This window comes from Leucobacter sp. (assembly GCF_053528595.1).
On record NZ_JAIVPF010000085.1, the window covers coordinates 36,374 to 55,341 of the forward strand.

Sequence of the window (18,968 nt, forward strand, 5' to 3'; positions counted from 1 at the left end):
GCGCATGAGCAACATCGCCGTCGTCCCCGGGTCCTTCGACCCGGTCACCCTGGGGCACCTCGACGTCATCCGCCGTGCAGCGGGGGTGTTCGACCAGGTGCACGTCCTCGTCGTCCACAACCCGGGCAAGGACGCGATGCTGCCGATCAGCGAACGCGTCGGCCTGATCCAGAAGTCGATCGAGGAGGACCCGGAGATGCCCGGGAACATCCTCGTCGCATCGTGGTCGGTCGGACTGCTGGTCGACTACTGCACGGAGGTGGGTGCCTCGGTGCTGGTGAAGGGGATCCGCTCCCAGATCGATGTGGCCTACGAGACGCCCATGGTGCTCATGAACCGCAGCCTGGCGGGCGTCGAGACGGTGTTCATGCTGCCCGATCCCGCCCACGCCCACGTCTCCAGCACGCTCGTGCGCCAGGTGGCCTCGCTCGGCGGCGACGTGAGCCCGTACGTGCCGCCGGCCGTCGGCCGTTTCCTCGACAAGACGAGGCCCGTCTGATGCCGGGAGCGCGCGTGTTCCAGGAGAGCGTCCGCGATCTGCTGCACCGCCCGGGCGAGATGCGGGAGCGCTCGCACGAGCTCCGGACTCCCGAGAAGCTGGGCGAGGGACTGGCCTGGGTGCCGGAGGGCGAGCGGATCGATCTCGACGTGCGGCTCGAATCGGTGCACGAGGGGGTCCTCGTGACCGCAGAGGTGCGCACGACGGTGCACGCGGAGTGCGGTCGTTGCCTGAAAGTCTTCACCACGCCGTTTCAAGTCGAGTTTCAGGAGCTTTTCGCGTATACTCCTACGGAGGCCGACGAGTACGGGGTTCACGGTGATCACGTGGATCTTGAACCCCCGCTCCGAGACGCGGTAGTGCTCGCACTACCGTTTCAGCCTGTGTGTCGCCCGGACTGTCCGGGGCTCGATCCCGAGTCCGGTGAGCTGCGCGAGGCCGAGGCTGCGGCGGTGCCCGACGCGGATATCGATCCGCGGTGGGCGGCGCTGGCCGGTTTCGAGGCGAGCAGCGCCGAGAATGCTCCGGCAGAGGCTGAAGAAGAACCTGGCTCGGGTGAGACTCCCGGGTCCGTAAGCAAGTAGGAAAGAGAGCATCATGGCTGTTCCCAAGCGCAAGATGTCGCGTTCGAACACCCGTCACCGTCGTTCGGCGTGGAAGGCCGAGGCCCCGAAGCTGGTGAAGACCGTCGAGAACGGCCGCACCGTCTACAGCCTCCCGCACCGCGCCCGCGTGGTCGAGGACTCGCAGGGCAACGCCCTCTTCCTCGAGTACAAGGGCCGCAAGGTCGCCGACGCGTAAGTTGGCGTCGAACTCTCGAGAGCCGTCGGGAACGCCGCAGGGCGAGCCCGGCGGCTTTCTCGTGCCCTTCGGGCTCTCCGTCGATCCCGGGCTGCTGCAGCTCGCGCTCACGCACCGCTCCTGGGCCTACGAGCACGGGGGCGCGCCCCACAACGAGCGTCTCGAGTTCCTCGGCGACTCGATCCTGGGCCAGGCCGTCACGGTCAAGCTCTACCGGGACTATCCGGAGCTGAGCGAGGGCGAGCTCGCGAAGCGCCGCGCCGCGCTCGTCTCGACGGTCGCGCTCGCCGAGGTGGCGCGCGGACTCGGGATCGGGGCCTCGCTGCGCCTCGGCCGGGGCGAGGAGCTCACCGGCGGCCGCGACAAGGACTCGATCCTGGCGGACGCCGTCGAGGCGACCATCGGCGCGGTGTTCCTGTCGACGGGTCCCGCGGTCGCCGATCGCTTCGTGCTCGACCTCATCGCGCCGCTCCTCGCCGACCCGGAGCGCTTCACGGTGTCGCTCGACCCGAAGACGTCCCTGCAGAAGGAGGCGGCGCGGCGCGGGCTGCCGCACCCGCCCTACGAGACCACCGGCAGCGGCCCGGATCACGACCGCCGCTACACCGCGCGCGTCACCCTCGACGGGGCGACCGGCGTGGGCAGGGGCACGAGCAAGAAGGTGGCCGAGCTGGCCGCCGCGCGCGACGCGGTGGAGCAGCTGCGCGCCCGCGACGGGAAGTAGCCGCCGTGCCGGAACTGCCCGAGGTCGAGGTGGTGCGCGCCGGCCTGGCGCCCGCCGTCGACGGCGCCCGGGTCATCGGAGCCGAGGTGCGGGATCCCCGCGCCCTCAAGCGGCACCTGCCGCTCGGCCTCGACGGGCGGCCGGGGGACGACGGGCTCGGCGGCCACGGCGTCACCCTGACCGCGGCCGCCGGTGCGGCGCGCGCCGCCGACTTCGAGCGACGGGTCACGGGGCTGCGTCTCGCGGCGCCGGAGCGGCGCGGCAAGTTCCTGTGGATCCCGGTGGCCCCGCCGGCCGAGCGGGTGCAGCGGGTCGAGACCTCGCGGCCCGCGCCCTCCCAGGCTCTCCTCGCGCACCTCGGCATGAGCGGTCAGCTGCTGCTGCGCACCCTCGAGGCGCCGGACGATCGGCACGTGCGCATCCGGCTCTGGATCGAGCACCCCGCCCACGGCGAGCTGCGGCTCGACTTCGCCGACCAGCGGCTCTTCGGCTCCCTCGCCCTCGACGCGCTCACGCCGGCCGTCGGGGGAGGAACGGTGCCGGGGCAGGCGGGGCACATCGCGCGGGATCCCCTCGACCCCGCGTTCGACGACGAGGCCTTCCTCGCCGCGCTGCGCTCCCGCGCCTCCGGCCTGAAGAAGCTGCTGCTCGATCAGGGGCTCGTGAGCGGCGTCGGCAACATCTACGCCGACGAGGCGCTGTGGCGGGCACGGCTGCACCCCGAGACCCCGGGGCGCGCCCTGGGCCCGCGCAAGGCGCGCGAGCTGCTGCTGCGCCTGCGGGAGGTCTTCGCACAGGCGCTCGCCGAGGGCGGTACGAGCTTCGACGAGCAGTACGTCAACGTCAACGGCCAGGCGGGGTACTTCGCGCACTCGCTCAACGCCTACGGTCGCACCGGGCAGCCGTGCCCACGCTGCGGCACGCTGATCCGGCGCATCGTGATCGGCGGGCGCTCCTCGCACTTCTGCCCGAAGTGCCAGCGGCGGCGGTAGCGTCTCTTCGCTCGCCGTCATCCTGCGCGAGCATCACCCTCGGTCATCCTGCGCGAGCCTGCGAGTCGCGGGATCCACCCTTGCGCTATTCCCTTTTCGATGCCGGATGAGTAGGGTCGAGTCACGATCGTGAACAAGGGAGTTCGAACGATGCAGAAGCCCACCGTGGTCATGTTCGGCGTCGGGGCGATGGGCAGCATCATCGCGAGGATGCTGCTCGAACGAGATGCGGAGATCGTCGGCGCGGTCGCGCGGAGCACCGTCGGAAAGACGCTCGGCGAGGTCGCGTCGCTGGGCGGCGACGCTGCCCGGGTGGTGGTCGAGGCGGGCATCGACGAGGTGCTCGCACGCACGAAGCCCGATCTGGTCGTGATGACGATCGCGAGCTACATGGAGGATGTGAAGGAACCGGTGCTCACCTGCCTGCGGCACGGTGCGAATGTCATCTCGCTCGCCGAGGAGAACCTCTATTCGTGGCACACGAGCCCGGAAGACACCGCGGAGATCGACCGTGTCGCGCGCGAGAACGGCGTCACCTACACGTGCTCGGGTCACCAGGACGGCTACTGGGTCCAGCTCGTCGCCACGCTCATGGGCACCGCGCACCGCATCGATGAGGTGCACGGCAAGGCCTCGTGGAACGTCGACGACTTCGGACCCGAACTCGCACGCGACCAGCAGGTGGGCGACACCGCCGAGGAGTTCGCGGCCTGGCTCGGCACCGCGGAGCGCCCGCCCACGTTCGGCCGCAACAGCCTGCACGCCGTCGCCGCGGCGAGCGGGCTGACGGTCGAGGACTCCACGACCGAGACCGAGCCCGTGTTCGCGGCCGAGGACATGTATTGCGCCGCACTCGACACCACCGTGCCGGCCGGTCGGGTGATCGGGTTCACCGATATCGATGTCGTGACCACGGAAGAGGGCCCGCGGCTCGTCATGGAGATGACCGGAAAGGTGTATTCGCCGGGCGAGGCCGACAGCAACTCCTGGGTGCTGAGCGGTGAACCCGCGCTCGATCTCGAGAACCGGGTGCTGCCGACGCACCTCACCACCTGCGCGACGCTCGTGAACCGCATACCGCAGGTGCTGAACGCCGAGCCGGGCTACGTGTCGGTCGCGGAACTGCCGAGGCTGCGGTACATGGCGGGACCGATCGCGAGTCACCTCGCCTGAATTCGCGCGCCGCCCGCAGCACATCGGGGGTGATCGTCTCACCCGTGCACGCGTATGCGGGCCGGCGCCCTATCGCCCATCGAAATGCCATAGAGTGTGTGCGGGGTGGGGATCCCAGGCTGAAGGAGCCCGAGCCGTGAACCAGCGAAACTACCTGATCTTCGACGACGCGCTGCAGGACGAGAGCGTACGACCCGTGTTCGACCGAGCGGTCGAGCGGGTGAACGACGGCACCTTGCGCGCGCGGGGCCTGAACGGCGACTACCCGATGGGATTCGTCGTCGACGGTCAGGGGATCCTCGGTACCGCCGTGCTCGAGTTCGGCATCGGGCTCGTGCCCGCCGGCGAGTTCGACTACGAGCAGGCTCGCGCATTCACCGAGCGCATGCGGGTGCTGCTCGGGTGGAACGATATCGACTACACGCTCGAGCGGTGGGTCGAGAGGCGACTGCGTGACCCCTACTTCGAGAATCTCGGCAGCGATTGGAACCAGGACTGGCAGCTGAGGCCGGACGCCGACACGAGCCACCTGCCCGATGCCTTCTTCCAGTTCGCCTGCTATGTCGCGATCGGCGAGCTCAAGCACGGCCCCAGCTACGCCTCCGTCAGCGCGAACCGCATCTTCGACTGGGTGGCGAAGCTCGGCAGCACGCTGCCCGCGCGGCTCAAGAAGCACGGCACGGGGGAACTGCCCGCCGAGCTCGCGCATTTCGCGGGCGAGGGCGAAACCGCGGGTGTGACCGCGAAGGCGAACGACGCCCTCGCCGTGATCCGCCTCACGGTGAAAGAGGAGGGCGAAGCAGCGTATGCCGCGATCCTCGACTATCTCGCCCGGTTGCTCGAGACGACCGACTTCCCCCGATCCTTCTCGATCGAGTTCCGCGGGCCGACGAAGCAGCACCTGCCGATCGCGGGTCTGCCGAAGAAGGGCGTCAACCAGCTCTTCGCCTGTGCCGCGGCCTATCCCGCGCTGTGGCCGGCGATCGAGCGCTACGCTCGGGCCGCGATGCGCGAGGACGAGTGGTACGACAACCTCGAGGACGAGCACTGCGCGATGCCGGGCAGCTTCGCGGTGTTCGCGCTCGGCCTGGCGTCCGCCGCCGCGGGCAGCGGCGACTACGCCCCGCTCGTGCTCGACTACCTGCGCGAGGTCGACGGCGAGCACCAGGAGCTGCAGGCCAGGTTCGTGGAGGCGCACCTCGACGCGCACGGCTTCACCGCTCTGGGCGTCGCCTACCTCGTGGCGTGCGCGGGCAACATCCAGCACATGCGGCATCGCAGGGCCTACCCGGCGATGATCGCAAACCGCGAGAGCCTCGAGGCGCTGCTCGCGGTGCGCGAGGCGGCCGCGGGCGGGGCGCGAGGCGAGGCGTCGGGGATCGCCGCGCTGCGCGCGAACCTCGAGGGCGTGCCGGTCGAGGGCTACGCCTGGCGGCATGCCCTTTCCGCGATCTGGGGCGACGCCGCCGAGCAGCGCGATGCCTCGGGGCGCGTCGGTGCGAATGTGATCGACGCGGCGCCCGAGGGGCTGCGCCCGCTCTACGAGCGGGTGTTCGCAGCCGGGACCGAGGGGGAGTGATGCGCGAAGTCGATGCGGTTCGCCGGGTGAGCGAGCCGACGACCGGGCTGGACTCGTCGCCGGTGCAGATACGCTCGGCGAGGGCGGGCCTTCCACCGCAGCCCGCGCTGCGGAATCGAGATCGGAGCAGCAATGGCTGAGCGAGAGAAGAGCGGCGCCGACTGGAAGGCGATCGAGGCGGCCGCAGCAGCGCAGTTGGTCGCGGCGGTGCGCGCGGTGCGCGAGCGGAACCCCGAGGAGCGCGTCTACGGGGCGATGTTCCACGAGTTCTACGGCGACGGGTCGGTGATCTACTGGCCGGTCGTCACCGTCGGCACGGAGGAGTCCCTGGCGGAGGTCGTCGCGGCCTACGCCGCACGCCACGGGGGAGGCGAGGATCTGGACGGATCGCTGCGCTGGTCGGGGCCCGACCTCGTGCACTCCTTCGAACCGGGGGAGCCGGAGCAGGCGCTCGCAGCGGGGGTGCAGGCTGCGGCGTCGCGGAGCGGCGGGTTCGAGCAGTGGGAGCGCGCCTACGACCGCTTCCTGCACTGCTTCCCGAGAGCTGCGAAGCTGGCGCGCAAGGAGCTCGTGTCCGAGGGTCTCACCGGCAAGCACTTCATCGCGATCGCCGAGGACGAGGCGGGCGACCTCGTGCCGCTGAGCCTCACCAGGGTGCAACTGCTGAAGCACTTCCCGCAGTATGACGCCGCCGAGCAGGAGCGCCGGCGGCTCGCGGCGCTGCCCGTCGAGGAGCGTGCGGCCGAGCTGCTGCCCGAGGCGGTCGCACCGAGCTATCGGGGGCCGCTCGTCGGCGAGCACCAGGGTCTGCTGGTGGCGTGCGGCGAGGTTGCGCTGCCGGCGCTGGTGCGGGTCGTGCGGGGCGAGGAGCACCCGCGAGGCGCCGTGACAGCCGCGAAGCTGCTCGCCGAGATCAACATCGACACGCCTGAGGTCGTCCAGGCGCTCGACGGGCTCATGCGACGGGAGAAGGCGGAGCTGAACGCGCGAGCCTGGGCCGCCTCGGCGCTCGCGCGCATGGACCGGGCCGGGTTGATCCTCGCGCGCGTCTCCGAGCTGCCCGAGGAGGTGGTGGCGCGCGGGATCGGCGATCCGCTCCGCTCCTTCCGCGACCGGGGCGCCCACCGCCCGCTCGACTACGCCCCGCTCGAGACCGTGCTGCGCGAGCACCCCGAGCTCGAGCCGGCCTTCGCAGAGGAGCTGAAGCCCGGCCACGGTTTCTGCACGCTCGAGCCCGCCGAGATCCCGGTCGCCCGCGCCGCCCTCGCCTCGGCGTTCGAGGTCATCCGCACCCACGCCCGCATCGTGCTCGAGAACGCGGGTGAGAAGCCATGACCGACGACTGCCGTACGACATTGCTGAGACCGGGGGCGCCCCTGACGCATCGAGACCCCAGGCCGCTCGCGCCGCTCGCCGCGTGAGGGGCGCGCGGGATCAGGCGCTCCGAGCCCGCCGGCCGCGCCCGGGCGGGGCGGCCGGCGGATGCCCTAGGCGGCCAGATCGATGAGCCTGCGCACGGTGTTGAGATTGCGGGACGTGCCGGTCGCTCCGAGTGCGCGCATCAGCTGCGGCTCCTTGAGCTGCGGCCTGCCCGCGCCGTCGGCGTAGCGCAGGTGCAGCTCGCGTCCGACGAGCTCCCAGCGATCCTCTCCCGTATCGAGCCGCCGCGCCGCCTCGACGCCCTCCGCGCTCGGCCGTCCCGTGAGAAACGAGATGTACGAGAGCTTCGGCTCGACGACCTCGAACGGGTGCGCCTCGAGCGCCGCGGCGAGCTCGTCGCGGGTGCGGCTGATGACCTCGCGATGGAAGCCGAAGCGGGTCTCGACCTCGACCTCGAGCGCGCGGTCGAACGCCGCCGGGTCGCCGTCGATCGTGCACACCATGTTGCCCGAGGCGATGTAGGTCGAGACCTCGCGCGCGCCGAGCGCCTGCGCGAGTGCGCGCCACTCCGCCATCGGCAGCTTCGCGGTGCCGCCGACGTTCACCGCGCGGATCAGCACGATGCGCCGCTCGGGGGTGCTCACCCGTCCAGGGTAGCGCGCCGGGGGCGATGCTCCCGGCGATTCTGCCACACTGGTGGCATGGACATCGTCGTTCGGCCGGCCACCGTCTTCGAGGACGTCGCGATCCTCATCGGCCCCAGGAAGCCCACCTCGAACGTGTGCTTCTGCCTGAGCTATCGGATCGGCAGCAAGGAGAACAACGCCCTGCGCGGCGCCGAGCGGGCGGAGCGGGTGCGGGGGCTGTGCGCGCAGGATCCGCCTCCCGGGGTGATCGCGTACCTCGACGACGAGCCCGTCGGGTGGGCCGCGGTGCACCCGAAGGCGCAGACGAGCTTCGCGCGGAGCCGGGTGATCCCGCACGTCGACGACGACGGCGTGTGGTCGCTGTGGTGCTTCCGGGTGCGACCCGGATACCGGAAGCGGGGGGTCATGCACGCGCTGATCGCGGGGGCCGTCGATCACGCGCGGAACTCCGGCGCCCCGGCGATCGAGGGCTATCCGGTCGACATCGCCGACGGCGCGCGCATCGGCCAGACGATGGCCTACGCCGGCACCCGTCGCCTGTTCGAGCGCGCCGGCTTCGCCAAGGTCGCCGAGAGCCGTTCGGTGTTCGAGGGATTCCCCCGGGTGGTCATGCGACGCGAACTCTCCTGAGCGCCGGGACGGAAGCCGTCGCGGATACGGCGGTTCGATCGGCTCGAGGGAGCGGTGCGAGGGATCGGGCGAGATCAACGCCGCGGCCATCGCGCTCGCCGTTGGTCTCGTCCGGTCGCACCGACGCGGTCGCGCCGCTTGCCTATGCTGGCAGCATGGGGAAGTGGATTCGACGGGCCATGCTGATCGTGTTCTGGGTGGGAGCGGGGGCGACGCTCGTCGGCGTGCTGGGCTTCGTGCTGGGCTGGACCGAACGGGCCGTGCTGCCGTTCGTGCTCGGCACCGTGTCGTCCGCCCTGATCCTGCCGTTCGCGCTGCTCATGGGCGTGCGGGCGCCGAACGGCGGATCGCTCGGGTCGCTCGCGCGCCTGAAGCCCGAGCACCCGCCCGCGTCGGACGCGCCCCGGCAGATCGCACGCATCGAGTCGCTGCGCGAGCTGGGGGTGACGGTCCGCAACTTCCACCACCTGTACGAGTTCACGGTAACCGTCTTCCCCGAGGGCGGCGACGCGCGTGCGGAGACGTTCTCCCAGCTGATCACGATGGGCCAGCTGCCGAACTTCTTCACGGGACGCTATGTCGTGCTGGCGGCGGAGTCCGGTACCCCGCCGGGACCGCGCCTGGATCCCGCTCCCGACCTCGAATGGGCGGCCGCCCTGCGAGCGGCGCCCGAGCGCTACGACGGCGTGCCCGCGCCGTCCGCGCCGGCGTCGCGGCCGGATCGGGCGGGGGACGGGGCGGGCGCGGCGGCGGAACGTCCGGCCTCGGGAGGGCGCACCGCACTCAACCTCCTGCTCGTCGCGGCCTGTCTCGCCACCGGCGCCGTGCTGTCCGTGCAGTACGTCTTCGGAGGCTTCGAGCGCTTCACGACCGTCGCCGCCGAGGTGCCGCAGCGGCTGACCGGAGAGGTCCACGGAACCTGGGACTCGGCGCAGCTCGACCTGGATCTCGCGGAGCTGCGCGAGGAGCTCGGGGACCGGGATCTCGTGTATCTGTACATGTTCGACGGCTACTACTCGATCGCCGCCTACTCGACGACGGATCCGAAGGGGGAGGACGTCTACGCGTTCCGCGGCGGAGTGCTGAGCCTGTCGTGGACGTCGGTGCTCTCCGGCACGGAGGGCCGCTTCACGGTCGACGAGATCGACCCCGATGCGGTGCGGGACGCGCTGGGGAGGGTCTACGCCGAGACGCCCGGGGCCTCGGTCTCGAACGTCGGCGTTCGGCCGCAGGGCGGTCGGCTCGTCATCGAGGCGAGCATCGAGGGCACCTACGAGGACAGCTCGCGCAGCTTCGACGCCCGCAGCGGAGAGGAGATCTCCGAGGAATGAGGAGGGCCCCGTCGGGCTGCGCCACGCGAGGACGCCCCTGCTCGCCGCCGGCGCTGGCCGCTGGCGCTCGCCGCCTTGAGCTAATACCATTAGCCATATGAACTTCATGCGTGTGAGCTGGGGCATGAGCGCCCTCGTCTGGTTCGCGGTCATCGTGCTGTGCTGCGTCTTCTGGGGATGGTGGGCGACGCTCGTCGCGGTGTTCTTCGGACTGTTCCCCGACCTGGCGCTCATCGGCGCCTTCGCTGGCGAAGGACGGCTGAAGCCGAGCCGGGTGCGCCTCTACAACACGCTGCACACGATGACCTATCCCATCGTGCTGCTGGTCGTGGGCCTGATCGTCTTCGCGGTGACCGGCGCCCTCGACGGGGGGTTCTGGCCCATCGTGCTGGCCGGCGTCGCCTGGTTCGTGCACATCGCGGCGGATCGCGCCCTCGGCTTCGGGCTGCGGGCGCCCGACGGCAGCATCATCCCGGTCGGCTACCGGCTCGGCTGAGGCGGCGGGATCCGGAGCGGGGCAGGCGCATGGCCGCGCGTCGCGAGCAGCTGCTCGACCTGGCCGAGCGGGTGCTCGAGCGAGAGGGGCTCGCCGGCTTCGGCGTGAACGCGCTCGCGCGCGAGGCGGGCATCAAGCCGCCGAGCATCTACAAGCACTTCGCGGGCGCCGCCGATCTGCGGCACGCACTGATCTCGCGCTGGTTCCGGCGCCTGGCCGCGGCGCTCGACGCCGCCGAGCCGTCGGTCGCCGCCTTCGCCGCGGCCTACCGCGCGGTGGCGCTCGACGCCCCGCAGCTGTACCGCCTCGCGACCGACGGCCCGCTCGACCGCGCGCTGCTCGAGCCCGGGGCCGAGCGGGCGGCGATGGCGGCGACGCTGCGTCTCTTCGGGGAGGGATCCGAGGGCGGGGGATCCGAGGGCGAAAGATCCGGGGGCGAGGGATCCGAGGGCGGGCACCCCCGTTCGCGGCTCGCCTGGGCCGCGGCCCACGGACTCGTCTCGCTCGAGATCGCCGGACGTTTCCCGGCCGGAACCGACCTCGATGCGGCCTGGCGCACGCTCTCCGCCACGCTCTCCGGGTAAAGTCGTAGGGATCGGCGAGGGAACCCGGAGACCCGACGGCAGCGACTCGAACACGGAAAGGCGGCGGCGTGCATCTCAAGAGCCTCACGCTCAAGGGCTTCAAGTCCTTCGCCCAGCCGACCACCTTCCAGTTCGAGCCGGGCGTCACCGCGATCGTCGGACCCAACGGCTCGGGCAAGTCGAACGTCGTCGACGCGCTCGCCTGGGTGATGGGCGAACAGGGCGCCAAGACGCTGCGCGGCGGCAAGATGGAGGACGTCATCTTCGCGGGCACGTCCACGCGCGGCCCGCTCGGGCGTGCCGAGGTGCGGCTCACGATCGACAACAGCGACGGCGCGCTGCCCATCGAGTACTCCGAGGTGACGATCAGCCGCACCCTCTTCCGCAACGGCTCGAGCGAGTACGCGATCAACGGCGAGGGATGCCGCCTGCTCGACGTGCAGGAACTGCTGAGCGACTCGGGCCTCGGCCGCGAGATGCACGTGATCGTGGGCCAGGGCCAGCTCGACGCGGTGCTGCGGGCGACCGCCGAGGACCGCCGCGGCTTCATCGAGGAGGCCGCCGGGATCCTGAAGCACCGCCGCCGCAAGGAGCGCACGCTGCGCAAGCTGGAGGCGATGGAGACGAACCTCACCCGCCTGGGCGACCTCGCGGGCGAGATCCGCAGGCAGCTGAAGCCGCTCGGGCGGCAGGCCGAGGTCGCGAAGCAGGCGCAGGGGATCGCGGCCGAGGTGCGCGACGCGAAGGCCCGCCTGCTCGCCGACGACGTGTTCAGGCTGCGCCGGGAGCTCGACGACCTCGCGAAGGACGAGGCCGAGCAGCACTCCGAGCGCATCGTGCTGCAGGAGCAGGTGGAGCAGAAGCAGCTGCGCATCCAGCGGCTCGAGCAGGATCAGCAGAGCGACGAGCTCGACGCCGCGCGGCGCGTCACGATGGGGCTCGAGTCCGTGCAGTCCAAGCTGCGCGGACTGTACGCGCAGACCCAGCAGCGGCTCACCTTCCTCGCCACCCAGGCCGAGGCCCCGGAGCAGCTGAACCGCATCAGCCGCACGGCCGTCGACGAGGCCGCCGCGGAGTCCGCGCGGCTCGAGGCGCTCATCCCCGAGGCCGAGAGCACCTGGCAGCGGGCGGGCGCGGCGACACGGCAGGCGCAGCAGTCGCTCGACGCGATCGACGACCACATCGCCGCGCAGAGCGAGCTCGTGTCGAAGCACGACCTGCAGCTCTCGCAGCTGCGCGGGCGGGCCGAGGCCGCCGAGCAGAAGCGCGCCACGGTGGCCCAGGAGGTCGCCCGCCGCGAGCAGGCCGTCGCCCAGGCCGAGTCCCGGGCCGAGGAGGCGCGGCAGCAGCTCGCCGACTTCGAGGCCAGGGAGGAGATCGGCGAGACCCCGGAGACCGGCCTCGACGACGCCTACCGAGCGGCCCAGGAGCGGCAGGGCGGAAGCGAGCAGCGGCGCGACGAGGCGCGGGATCGCCTGCACGAGCTGGAGCAGGAGCGGGCGGGGCTCGAGGCCCGCGTGAGCGCGCTGACGCGCTCGCTGGATCAGCGCGACGCGTCGGGGGCACTGCTCGCCGAGGGGCTCGGCGGCATCGGCGAGCGGATCTCGGACCGCGTGCGGGTGCGCGAGGGCTACGAGGCGGCCGTCGGCGCCGCGCTCGGCGTGTTCGCCGACGCGTTGCTGGCGGAGACCGAGACCGCCGCCCAGACGGCGGTCGCCGTCGCGCGGGAGCGGGATCTCGGCCGGATGCGGGCGGTCATCGCGCGCAACGGCTCGGCGCCCGCAGATGCCCCCGAGATCGCGGGGCTGACCCGCGTCGCCGAGGTGCTCCTCGACGCCCCCGACGGTGTGCGCGGCGTGCTGGCGCGCAGCTACATCGCCGACGAGCTGCCCGACGCGGTGGCTGCCGCCGACGAGCTGCGGGCGCGGCTCCCCGGGGTCGGCTTCACCGTCGTCACCGCGCACGGCGACGTGCTCACGGAGCACACGCTGAGCGGCGGATCGGGTCTCGCGCCCTCGCGCATCGAGCTCACCGCGGAGCTCGAGCAGGCCGAGCAGCGCCGGGCAGCGGTGGCCGAGCGGATCGCCGAGACCGAGGCCGAGCTCGCGGAGCTGCGGGCGGAGGCGGCCCGCGCGAAGACCGACGCCCAGCAGGCCTACGCCGAGCTGCGCGCGGCCGACGCCCGCCTCGCCGAGCTGTCGAAGGAGCGCAACCGGCTGTCGGCGCGCGCCGAGGCGGCCCAGGCGGAGGCCGAGCGCGCCCGGCAGGCGATCGCGGCCGTGGCAGACTCCGCGGCGGAGGCGGCGAAGGAGGCGGCCCGCGCGGCCCAGGCCCACGCCGAGGCCGAGGCCGAGCCCCGGCCGATCCTCGACGCGAGCCAGCGCGACGGCCTGGTCGCCGAGCTCGACCGGGCACGCGCCGCCGAGATGGAGGCGCGCCTCGCGCTCGAGACCGCGCGCGAGCGCTCCCGCGCGGGCGCCGCCCACCGGGAGACGCTGGCCGAGCAGTTCGAGGCCGAGCGCCGCGCCGCCGAGGAGGCCGCCCGCCGGGCCGTGCTGAGGTCGCGCCAGGTCTCGCAGGCCGAGCGCGTCGCGGGGCTGCTCCCGGCGATCCTCGACGCCTGCGACCGCTCGCTCGCCGAGGCGCGGCTCGCGCAGCAGCACGCGGAGCAGGAGCGGGCGAAGCACAGCCAGGAGCTCACCCTGCTGCGCTCGGAGGAGTCGGGCCTGCGGCAGCAGCTGCAGGCGCTGACCGAGCGCGTGCACGGCGCCGAACTGAAGAGCTACGAGCGCAAGCTGCAGCTCTCCGCCCTGCTCGAGCGCTCGGGCAACGAGCTGGGCCTCGTCGAGGACGTGCTCATCGCGGAGTACGGTCCGGACGTGCCGATCCCCGTCAGGCCGTTCGAAGGCGAAGCAGCGCTTCGCGCGGCGACGGCGCCGAGCGCGTCCTCGCGCTCGGCCGACGCGCGACGCGCGGAGGAGGACGGCGGTGGATTCCCCGATCCCGAGCCGCAGTACGCGAACGCGCTCGAGGCCGAGCTCGCTGCGGAGTTGGGGATCACCGCTGCGGGAGAGCAGGAGGCGGATCCTGTGACTCCGCTCCGCTCCGCGCCGGATGACGGTGGTTCCGAGACCGTGCCCTTCGTGCGCGCGGAGCAGGAGAGGCGCCTCGCGAGGGCCGAGCGGCAGCTGACGCAGCTGGGGCGCATCAACCCGCTGGCGCTCGAGGAGTTCGCGGCGCTCGAGCAGCGGCACCGCTTCCTCGCGGACCAGCTGACCGATCTCGCCAAGACGCGAGCCGACCTGCTCTCGATCATCGAGGAGCTCGACCAGAAGATGCAGGGCATCTTCGCCGCGGCGTTCGAGGACACGAAGGCCGCGTTCGCGGAGGTGTTCCCGATCCTCTTCCCGGGCGGGGCGGGGGAGATCGCGCTCAGCGATCCCGACGACCTGCTGAACACGGGCATCGACATGGCGGTGAAGCCCGCCGGCAAGAAGGTCGAACGGCTCTCGCTGCTGTCGGGCGGGGAGCGATCCCTCGCCGCCGTCGCGTGGCTCATCGCGATCTTCCAGGCGCGCCCGAGCCCCTTCTACATCATGGACGAGGTCGAGGCGGCGCTCGACGACGCCAACCTCGGGCGACTGCTCCAGGTCTTCGAGCGGCTGCGCGAGAACTCCCAGCTGATCGTCATCACGCACCAGAAGCGCACGATGGAGATCGCCGACGCGCTCTACGGGGTCTCGATGCGCCAGGACGGGATCTCGGCCGTGGTGGGCCAGCGGATCGCCCGCGAGGACGACTGAGCACCGGGGCCGCTGAGCGCGGGGTCGACCGGGCGCGAGGCGGGCCGAGCCCGTCGATCGCCCGCCCGGAGGACCGGGTTTGTCGATTGCCCACGGCCCCGCGACCGACTTTTCTAACAACTTTGTTGCGCCGGTGCTGTTGAGCGCATCGGAGTGTATGGGGAGGGATAGTCTCGGTTCTAGCGCTCCATCGGTGGAGCGTCTGTCATATGTGAGAAAGGCGTAACCAATGAAGGTTTACACCAAGAAGACGGCCGGTGCGCTCGCACTGCTGGCGAGCGCGGCGCTCGTGCTGTCGGGATGCTCGTCCAGCGGCTCCGAGGAGCCGGGACCCACCGAGGGTGGCGGCGAGCAGAGCACCGAGGCTCTGAAGATCGCAACGCTCCTGCCGCAGACGGGGTCGCTCGGCTTCCTGATGCCTCCGGTGCAGGCGGGCATCGCGCAGGCCCTGGCGGATGTCGAGGCCGCCGGCGGTGTGCTCGGCCAGCCGATCGAGGTCGTCGCCGAGGGCAATGAGGGCGACGCGACCGACCTCACGGTCGTCGAGAAGGGCGCCGATGACGTTATCGCCGCCGACCCGGCGTTCGTGCTCGGCGCGATGGGCTCCGGCCGCAGCGCGCACGTCGTCGACCGGATCGCCGAGGCCGGCATCCTCCAGGGGTCGCCCTCGAACACGGCTGCGGACCTGAGCGGGATCAGCCCGAACTACTTCCGCACGGCTCCGCCGGACACCGTGCAGGGTGACGCGCTCGGAAACCAGATCCTCGCCGACGGCAAGGGCACTGTGGCGTTCCTCACCTTCAACGACCCCTATGGACTGGGCCTGCGCGACGTGATCCAGGAGACCGTCGAGGCCGGCGGCGCAGAGGTCGTCTACGGCGGCAAGGGCGACGGCAACGAGTTCCCGACCGAGCAGACCTCCTTCGCCTCCGAGATCACCGCGGTGAAGGACTCGGGCGCCGAGGCGATCGTCGTGGTCACCTACGATCAGTTCAAGCAGATCGTGCCCGAGGCCGTGAACCAGGGGATCGACACCTCCTCGTTCTACCTGGTCGACGGCAATGCGAACGGCTACGGCGAGGAGTTCCCCGAGGGCACTCTCGAGGGCGCTCAGGGCTCGATCCCCGGTGCGCAGTCGAACGAGGAGTTCCAGGCGCAGCTCAAGGAGATCTACACCGCCGAGTACAGCGGTGACCTCGAGAGCTTCACCTACGCTCCCGAGGCCTACGACCTCGTGATGCTCGTGGCCCTCGCGGCCGAGAAGGCCGGCGCCACCGACGCCGACTCGATCCGCGAGCAGCTGCACGCGGTCTCGGGCGCCGACGGCGGCGAGGAGTGCACCACCTTCGCCGACTGCAAGACGCTGCTCGAGGACGGCCAGGACATCCACTACGTCGGCAAGGCGGGCACCGGCCCCCTGAACGACAACAACGATCCCTCGTCCGCGTTCATCGGCATCTACAAGTACGACTCCTCGAACAACCCCGTCTTCCAGAAGGCGGTCGAGGGCGAGACCAACTAGATCTCGCAGCGCAGAGAAGGCCGGTCCATTCGGACCGGCCTTCTTCGTGTCCGCGGGAGCCGGCGCTCGTGCGGCATCCGCCGCTCGCGCCGGTCCCGCGCGGCTACTGCTCCTGCTCGTGTGTGGACGCCGCCGCCTCCACGTCGGTCGCGAGCGTGCCGAGGTAGAGCTCGATCACCTTGGGATCGTTCGCCAGCTCGCGTCCCGGCCCGTCGTAGGCGTTGCGGCCCTGGTCCAGCACATAGGCCCGGTCGCAGATCTGCAGGCAGCGACGGGCGTTCTGCTCGACCATGATGATCGTGACGCCGGTCTTGTTGATCTGACGGGTGCGGATGAAGGTCTCGTCCTGGCGAACGGGGGAGAGGCCGGCGCTCGGCTCGTCGAGCAGCAGCACCTTGGGATCCATCATGAGCGCCCGCGCCATCGCCACCGACTGCCGCTCGCCGCCCGAGAGCGATCCGGCCCGCTGCTTGCGGCGGTCGGCCAGCATCGGGAACAGCTCCCACATCTCCGCGGCGCGCCCCGCGAACTCCTTGGGCTTCAGGAAGAGGCCCATCTGCAGATTCTCCTCGATGCTGAGGGACGGGAACACGTTGTTCGTCTGGGGCACGAATCCCACGCCCTTGCGCACCAGCTGGTTGGTCGGGGCGTTGGTGATGTCCTCGCCGTCGAGCGTGACGCTGCCCGAGCGGATGTTCACGAGCCCGAACAGCGCCTTCAGCAGGGTCGACTTCCCGGCGCCGTTGGGGCCGATGATGCCGATGAGCTCGCCCCGGTACGCCTCGAGGGTGCAGCCGTTGAGAATGTTGATGCCCGGCAGGTAGCCCGCGACGACGTCGTCGGCCTTCACCACCAGATTCGAGTCGGTCATCGCGTCTCCTCCTCAACCTCTTCGGCCACCTCGGTGGCGATCGCGCGCATGACCCCGGTGGTGAGCTCGTCGTCGTCCCCGAGGTCCTTGTCGTGGTGGGCGCCCAGATAGGCGTCGATCACCGCAGCGCTGTTCATGACGTCCTCGGGCAGGCCCTCGGCGATGATCTCGCCCTGGGCCATGACCACGACCCAGTCGCTGATGTGGCGCACCATGTGCATGTCGTGCTCGACGAAGAGCACGGTGGTGCCCTCGTCGCGGAGCGCCTGGATGTGATCGAGCAGGCTCTGGGTGAGGGCGGGGTTGACTCCCGCCATCGGCTCGTCGAGCATCACCATCGCCGGATCGGACATCAGGGCGCGCGCCATCTCGAGCAGCTTCTTCTGGCCGCCGGAGAGATCGCCCGCCATGTCGTTCTTCTTCGCGTCGAGCTTGAAGCGGGTCAGCAGCTCCTCGGCGCGTTCGACGTTCTCGCGCTCGCGCGCGGCCCAGAGCGGCTTGATGAGACCCACGAACAGGTTCTCGCCGGGCTGGTTGTTGGCGCCGATGAGCATGTTCTCCATCACCGTCATCCGGCTGAGCGCCTTCGTCAGCTGGAACGTGCGCACCATGCCGGCGCGCGCCGCCTGGGAGGCGCCGGTGCGACGCAGATCCTTGCCGTTGAAGGACCACTTCGCGTCGCCGCCGCCGATGAGCTTCTGCGCGTTCGAGGGCTGGTCGAAGCCGGTGATGAGGTTGAAGAAGGTCGTCTTGCCGGCACCGTTCGGTCCGATCAGCGCCGTGATCGCACCGCGCTGCACCTCGAGGTGCTCGACGCTGACCGCGGTCATGCCGCCGAAGCGGCGCTCGACGCGGTCGACCGTGAGGATCGGATCGGGCTTGGCGACGCCGGGGACCTGCTCGAGCGTGCGCAGCGTCGTGCGGAGGGCCTGCCGGTCGTAGGGGTAGTTCTGATCGTCAGACATTGAACGACAACTCCTTCTTGTTCCCGAGTATGCCCTGTGGTCTGAACACGACCAGCAGGATCAGCGAGATGCCGATCAGGATCCAGGCCAGCTGCTCGGTCTGCTGGGAGGTCAGCAGCGAGCCGGGGATGAACTCTCCGGCGAGGCTCGTGAGCAGGAGCCGGACCACGAAGAAGAGGATGCTGCCGAGGAGCGGCCCGAAGATCGTCGCGGCTCCGCCGAGCAGCATGATCATCCACAGGTTGAACGTGGTGGGCCTGCCCATGGAGTCGGGCTGCATGGCCGCCGGCAGCGCCATCACGATGCCGCCGAACGCGCCCATCACGCCGCCGAGCATCAGCGCCTGCATCTTGTAGGCGTAGGAGCTCTTGCCGAGGCTGCGCACGGCGTCCTCGTCCTCGCGGATGCCCTTGAGCACACGACCCCAGGGACTGCGTATCAGGAGCCAGGTGACGAGCAGGCACAGCGCCACGAGTCCCCACGCGACGATCCTGGTCCACCAGTCGTCGACGCCGGTGTTCGCGTACTCGAGCCCGAGGATGGAGGTCCGCCCCTCCGGGAGGGGGGACAACTCGGTGAACACGGGGCGGTACCGCTGACCGGGGATGCCGCTGGGGCCGCCCGTGACATCCTGCAGCACCGCGAGCTTGACGGTCATGCGGATGATCTCGGCGGCCGAGATGGTGACGATCGCGAGATAGTCGCCGCGGAGCTTCAGCGTGGGGATGCCGAGGATCAGGGCGAAGACGAGCGCGGCGGCGATCGCGATGAGGAGCGCGGGCCAGAAGCCGAGTCCGAAGAAGGACACCGAGACGCCGAATCCGTATGCGCCGATGAGCATGAACCCCGCCTGGCCCATGTTCATGAGCCCCGTGAAGCCGAAGTGGATGTTGAGCCCGATCGCCGCCAGCACGAACGCAGCGGTGGTGGGTGAGATTGCGGTCTGCAGGATGCTCTGCAGCAGGTCGATC

General features: G+C 70.9%; 18 protein-coding genes. 14 read left to right on the forward strand and 4 right to left on the reverse strand.

Features of this window, described 5'->3' with window-relative positions; all coding sequences use genetic code 11:
• The first annotated feature begins 4 nt into the window (after positions 1–4).
• The 8 genes from coaD (at position 5) to ACWKZU_RS17120 (ending at position 7,103) form a co-directional block, all read left to right on the forward strand.
• Positions 5–499, forward strand: coding sequence for a pantetheine-phosphate adenylyltransferase (coaD, locus tag ACWKZU_RS17085; protein ID WP_449283535.1), 495 nt, complete (start codon positions 5–7; stop codon positions 497–499).
• A complete protein-coding gene (locus tag ACWKZU_RS17090; RefSeq protein WP_449283536.1) occupies positions 499–1,083 on the forward strand; it encodes a YceD family protein in 585 nt (194 codons plus the stop codon). Before coaD ends, ACWKZU_RS17090 begins: the two co-directional genes overlap by 1 nt.
• Positions 1,084–1,096: 13 nt before the next feature.
• Entirely contained in the window at positions 1,097–1,300 is a 204-nt protein-coding gene (rpmF, locus tag ACWKZU_RS17095) for a 50S ribosomal protein L32 (RefSeq protein ID WP_017885009.1), read from the forward strand.
• Positions 1,301–1,361: 61 nt separating this feature from the next.
• The gene (rnc, locus tag ACWKZU_RS17100) at positions 1,362–2,024 is read left to right on the forward strand and encodes a ribonuclease III (RefSeq protein ID WP_449283553.1); all 663 of its coding nucleotides are present in this window, start codon (positions 1,362–1,364) and stop codon (positions 2,022–2,024) included.
• A gap of 5 nt (positions 2,025–2,029) precedes the next feature.
• A complete protein-coding gene (gene mutM / locus ACWKZU_RS17105; protein WP_449283537.1) occupies positions 2,030–3,016 on the forward strand; it encodes a bifunctional DNA-formamidopyrimidine glycosylase/DNA-(apurinic or apyrimidinic site) lyase in 987 nt (328 codons plus the stop codon).
• 150 nt (positions 3,017–3,166) lie between these two features.
• Positions 3,167–4,189 carry an NAD(P)H-dependent amine dehydrogenase family protein gene (locus tag ACWKZU_RS17110; RefSeq protein WP_449283538.1) on the forward strand — a complete coding sequence of 341 codons (1,023 nt, stop codon included), beginning with the start codon at positions 3,167–3,169 and terminating at the stop codon, positions 4,187–4,189.
• Positions 4,190–4,325: 136 nt separating this feature from the next.
• Positions 4,326–5,768 carry a DUF6138 family protein gene (locus tag ACWKZU_RS17115; RefSeq protein WP_449283539.1) on the forward strand — a complete coding sequence of 481 codons (1,443 nt, stop codon included), beginning with the start codon at positions 4,326–4,328 and terminating at the stop codon, positions 5,766–5,768.
• A gap of 132 nt (positions 5,769–5,900) precedes the next feature.
• Positions 5,901–7,103 (forward strand): hypothetical protein, encoded by a 1,203-nt coding sequence (locus ACWKZU_RS17120; protein WP_449283540.1) that lies wholly within the window; start codon positions 5,901–5,903, stop codon positions 7,101–7,103.
• 152 nt (positions 7,104–7,255) lie between these two features.
• On the opposite strand, the gene ACWKZU_RS17125 is transcribed toward ACWKZU_RS17120, so the two are convergent.
• Positions 7,256–7,792, reverse strand: a complete 537-nt coding sequence (locus ACWKZU_RS17125; RefSeq protein ID WP_449283541.1) for a DUF1697 domain-containing protein — start codon at positions 7,790–7,792, stop codon at positions 7,256–7,258.
• A gap of 57 nt (positions 7,793–7,849) precedes the next feature.
• On the opposite strand from ACWKZU_RS17125, the gene ACWKZU_RS17130 reads away from it, so the two are divergent.
• From ACWKZU_RS17130 to ACWKZU_RS17155, 6 genes are all read left to right on the forward strand, one after another.
• The gene (locus ACWKZU_RS17130) at positions 7,850–8,425 is read left to right on the forward strand and encodes a GNAT family N-acetyltransferase (protein ID WP_449283542.1); all 576 of its coding nucleotides are present in this window, start codon (positions 7,850–7,852) and stop codon (positions 8,423–8,425) included.
• A gap of 155 nt (positions 8,426–8,580) precedes the next feature.
• On the forward strand, positions 8,581–9,756 hold the full coding sequence (locus tag ACWKZU_RS17135; protein ID WP_449283543.1) for a hypothetical protein: 1,176 nt from the start codon (positions 8,581–8,583) through the stop codon (positions 9,754–9,756).
• Positions 9,757–9,853: 97 nt separating this feature from the next.
• Positions 9,854–10,252 carry a DUF4260 family protein gene (locus tag ACWKZU_RS17140; RefSeq protein ID WP_449283544.1) on the forward strand — a complete coding sequence of 133 codons (399 nt, stop codon included), beginning with the start codon at positions 9,854–9,856 and terminating at the stop codon, positions 10,250–10,252.
• Positions 10,253–10,281: 29 nt separating this feature from the next.
• Positions 10,282–10,836 carry a TetR/AcrR family transcriptional regulator gene (locus ACWKZU_RS17145; protein ID WP_449283545.1) on the forward strand — a complete coding sequence of 185 codons (555 nt, stop codon included), beginning with the start codon at positions 10,282–10,284 and terminating at the stop codon, positions 10,834–10,836.
• Between the two features lie 68 nt (positions 10,837–10,904).
• Positions 10,905–14,639 carry a chromosome segregation SMC family protein gene (locus tag ACWKZU_RS17150; RefSeq protein WP_449283546.1) on the forward strand — a complete coding sequence of 1,245 codons (3,735 nt, stop codon included), beginning with the start codon at positions 10,905–10,907 and terminating at the stop codon, positions 14,637–14,639.
• 229 nt (positions 14,640–14,868) lie between these two features.
• Entirely contained in the window at positions 14,869–16,161 is a 1,293-nt protein-coding gene (locus ACWKZU_RS17155) for an ABC transporter substrate-binding protein (protein ID WP_449283547.1), read from the forward strand.
• A gap of 103 nt (positions 16,162–16,264) precedes the next feature.
• Here ACWKZU_RS17155 and ACWKZU_RS17160 read toward each other — a convergent pair whose 3' ends face one another.
• The 3 genes from ACWKZU_RS17160 to ACWKZU_RS17170 are packed head-to-tail and all read right to left on the reverse strand — an operon-like array spanning position 16,265 to position 18,967.
• Positions 16,265–17,032: an ABC transporter ATP-binding protein gene (locus tag ACWKZU_RS17160; RefSeq protein WP_449283548.1), complete on the reverse strand. Its 768-nt coding sequence runs from the start codon at positions 17,030–17,032 to the stop codon at positions 16,265–16,267.
• Positions 17,029–17,997: an ABC transporter ATP-binding protein gene (locus ACWKZU_RS17165; protein ID WP_449283549.1), complete on the reverse strand. Its 969-nt coding sequence runs from the start codon at positions 17,995–17,997 to the stop codon at positions 17,029–17,031. Before ACWKZU_RS17165 ends, ACWKZU_RS17160 begins: the two co-directional genes overlap by 4 nt.
• A complete protein-coding gene (locus ACWKZU_RS17170) occupies positions 17,990–18,967 on the reverse strand; it encodes a branched-chain amino acid ABC transporter permease (protein ID WP_449283550.1) in 978 nt (325 codons plus the stop codon). Before ACWKZU_RS17170 ends, ACWKZU_RS17165 begins: the two co-directional genes overlap by 8 nt.
• Position 18,968 lies beyond the last annotated feature (1 nt).

Excerpts from the sequence above, each read along its gene's own strand:
- ACWKZU_RS17145 (WP_449283545.1), top strand. The coding sequence starts at position 10,282 with ATGGCCGCGCGTCGCGAGCAGCTGCTCGACCTGGCCGAGCGGGTGCTC.
- ACWKZU_RS17130 (WP_449283542.1), top strand. The coding sequence starts at position 7,850 with ATGGACATCGTCGTTCGGCCGGCCACCGTCTTCGAGGACGTCGCGATC.
- ACWKZU_RS17090 (WP_449283536.1), top strand. The coding sequence starts at position 499 with ATGCCGGGAGCGCGCGTGTTCCAGGAGAGCGTCCGCGATCTGCTGCAC.
- coaD (WP_449283535.1), top strand. The coding sequence starts at position 5 with ATGAGCAACATCGCCGTCGTCCCCGGGTCCTTCGACCCGGTCACCCTG.
- ACWKZU_RS17120 (WP_449283540.1), top strand. The coding sequence starts at position 5,901 with ATGGCTGAGCGAGAGAAGAGCGGCGCCGACTGGAAGGCGATCGAGGCG.
- ACWKZU_RS17165 (WP_449283549.1), bottom strand. The coding sequence starts at position 17,997 with ATGTCTGACGATCAGAACTACCCCTACGACCGGCAGGCCCTCCGCACG.
- rpmF (WP_017885009.1), top strand. The coding sequence starts at position 1,097 with ATGGCTGTTCCCAAGCGCAAGATGTCGCGTTCGAACACCCGTCACCGT.
- ACWKZU_RS17140 (WP_449283544.1), top strand. The coding sequence starts at position 9,854 with ATGAACTTCATGCGTGTGAGCTGGGGCATGAGCGCCCTCGTCTGGTTC.
- ACWKZU_RS17155 (WP_449283547.1), top strand. The coding sequence starts at position 14,869 with ATGAAGGTTTACACCAAGAAGACGGCCGGTGCGCTCGCACTGCTGGCG.
- ACWKZU_RS17110 (WP_449283538.1), top strand. The coding sequence starts at position 3,167 with ATGCAGAAGCCCACCGTGGTCATGTTCGGCGTCGGGGCGATGGGCAGC.
- ACWKZU_RS17135 (WP_449283543.1), top strand. The coding sequence starts at position 8,581 with ATGGGGAAGTGGATTCGACGGGCCATGCTGATCGTGTTCTGGGTGGGA.
- ACWKZU_RS17160 (WP_449283548.1), bottom strand. The coding sequence starts at position 17,032 with ATGACCGACTCGAATCTGGTGGTGAAGGCCGACGACGTCGTCGCGGGC.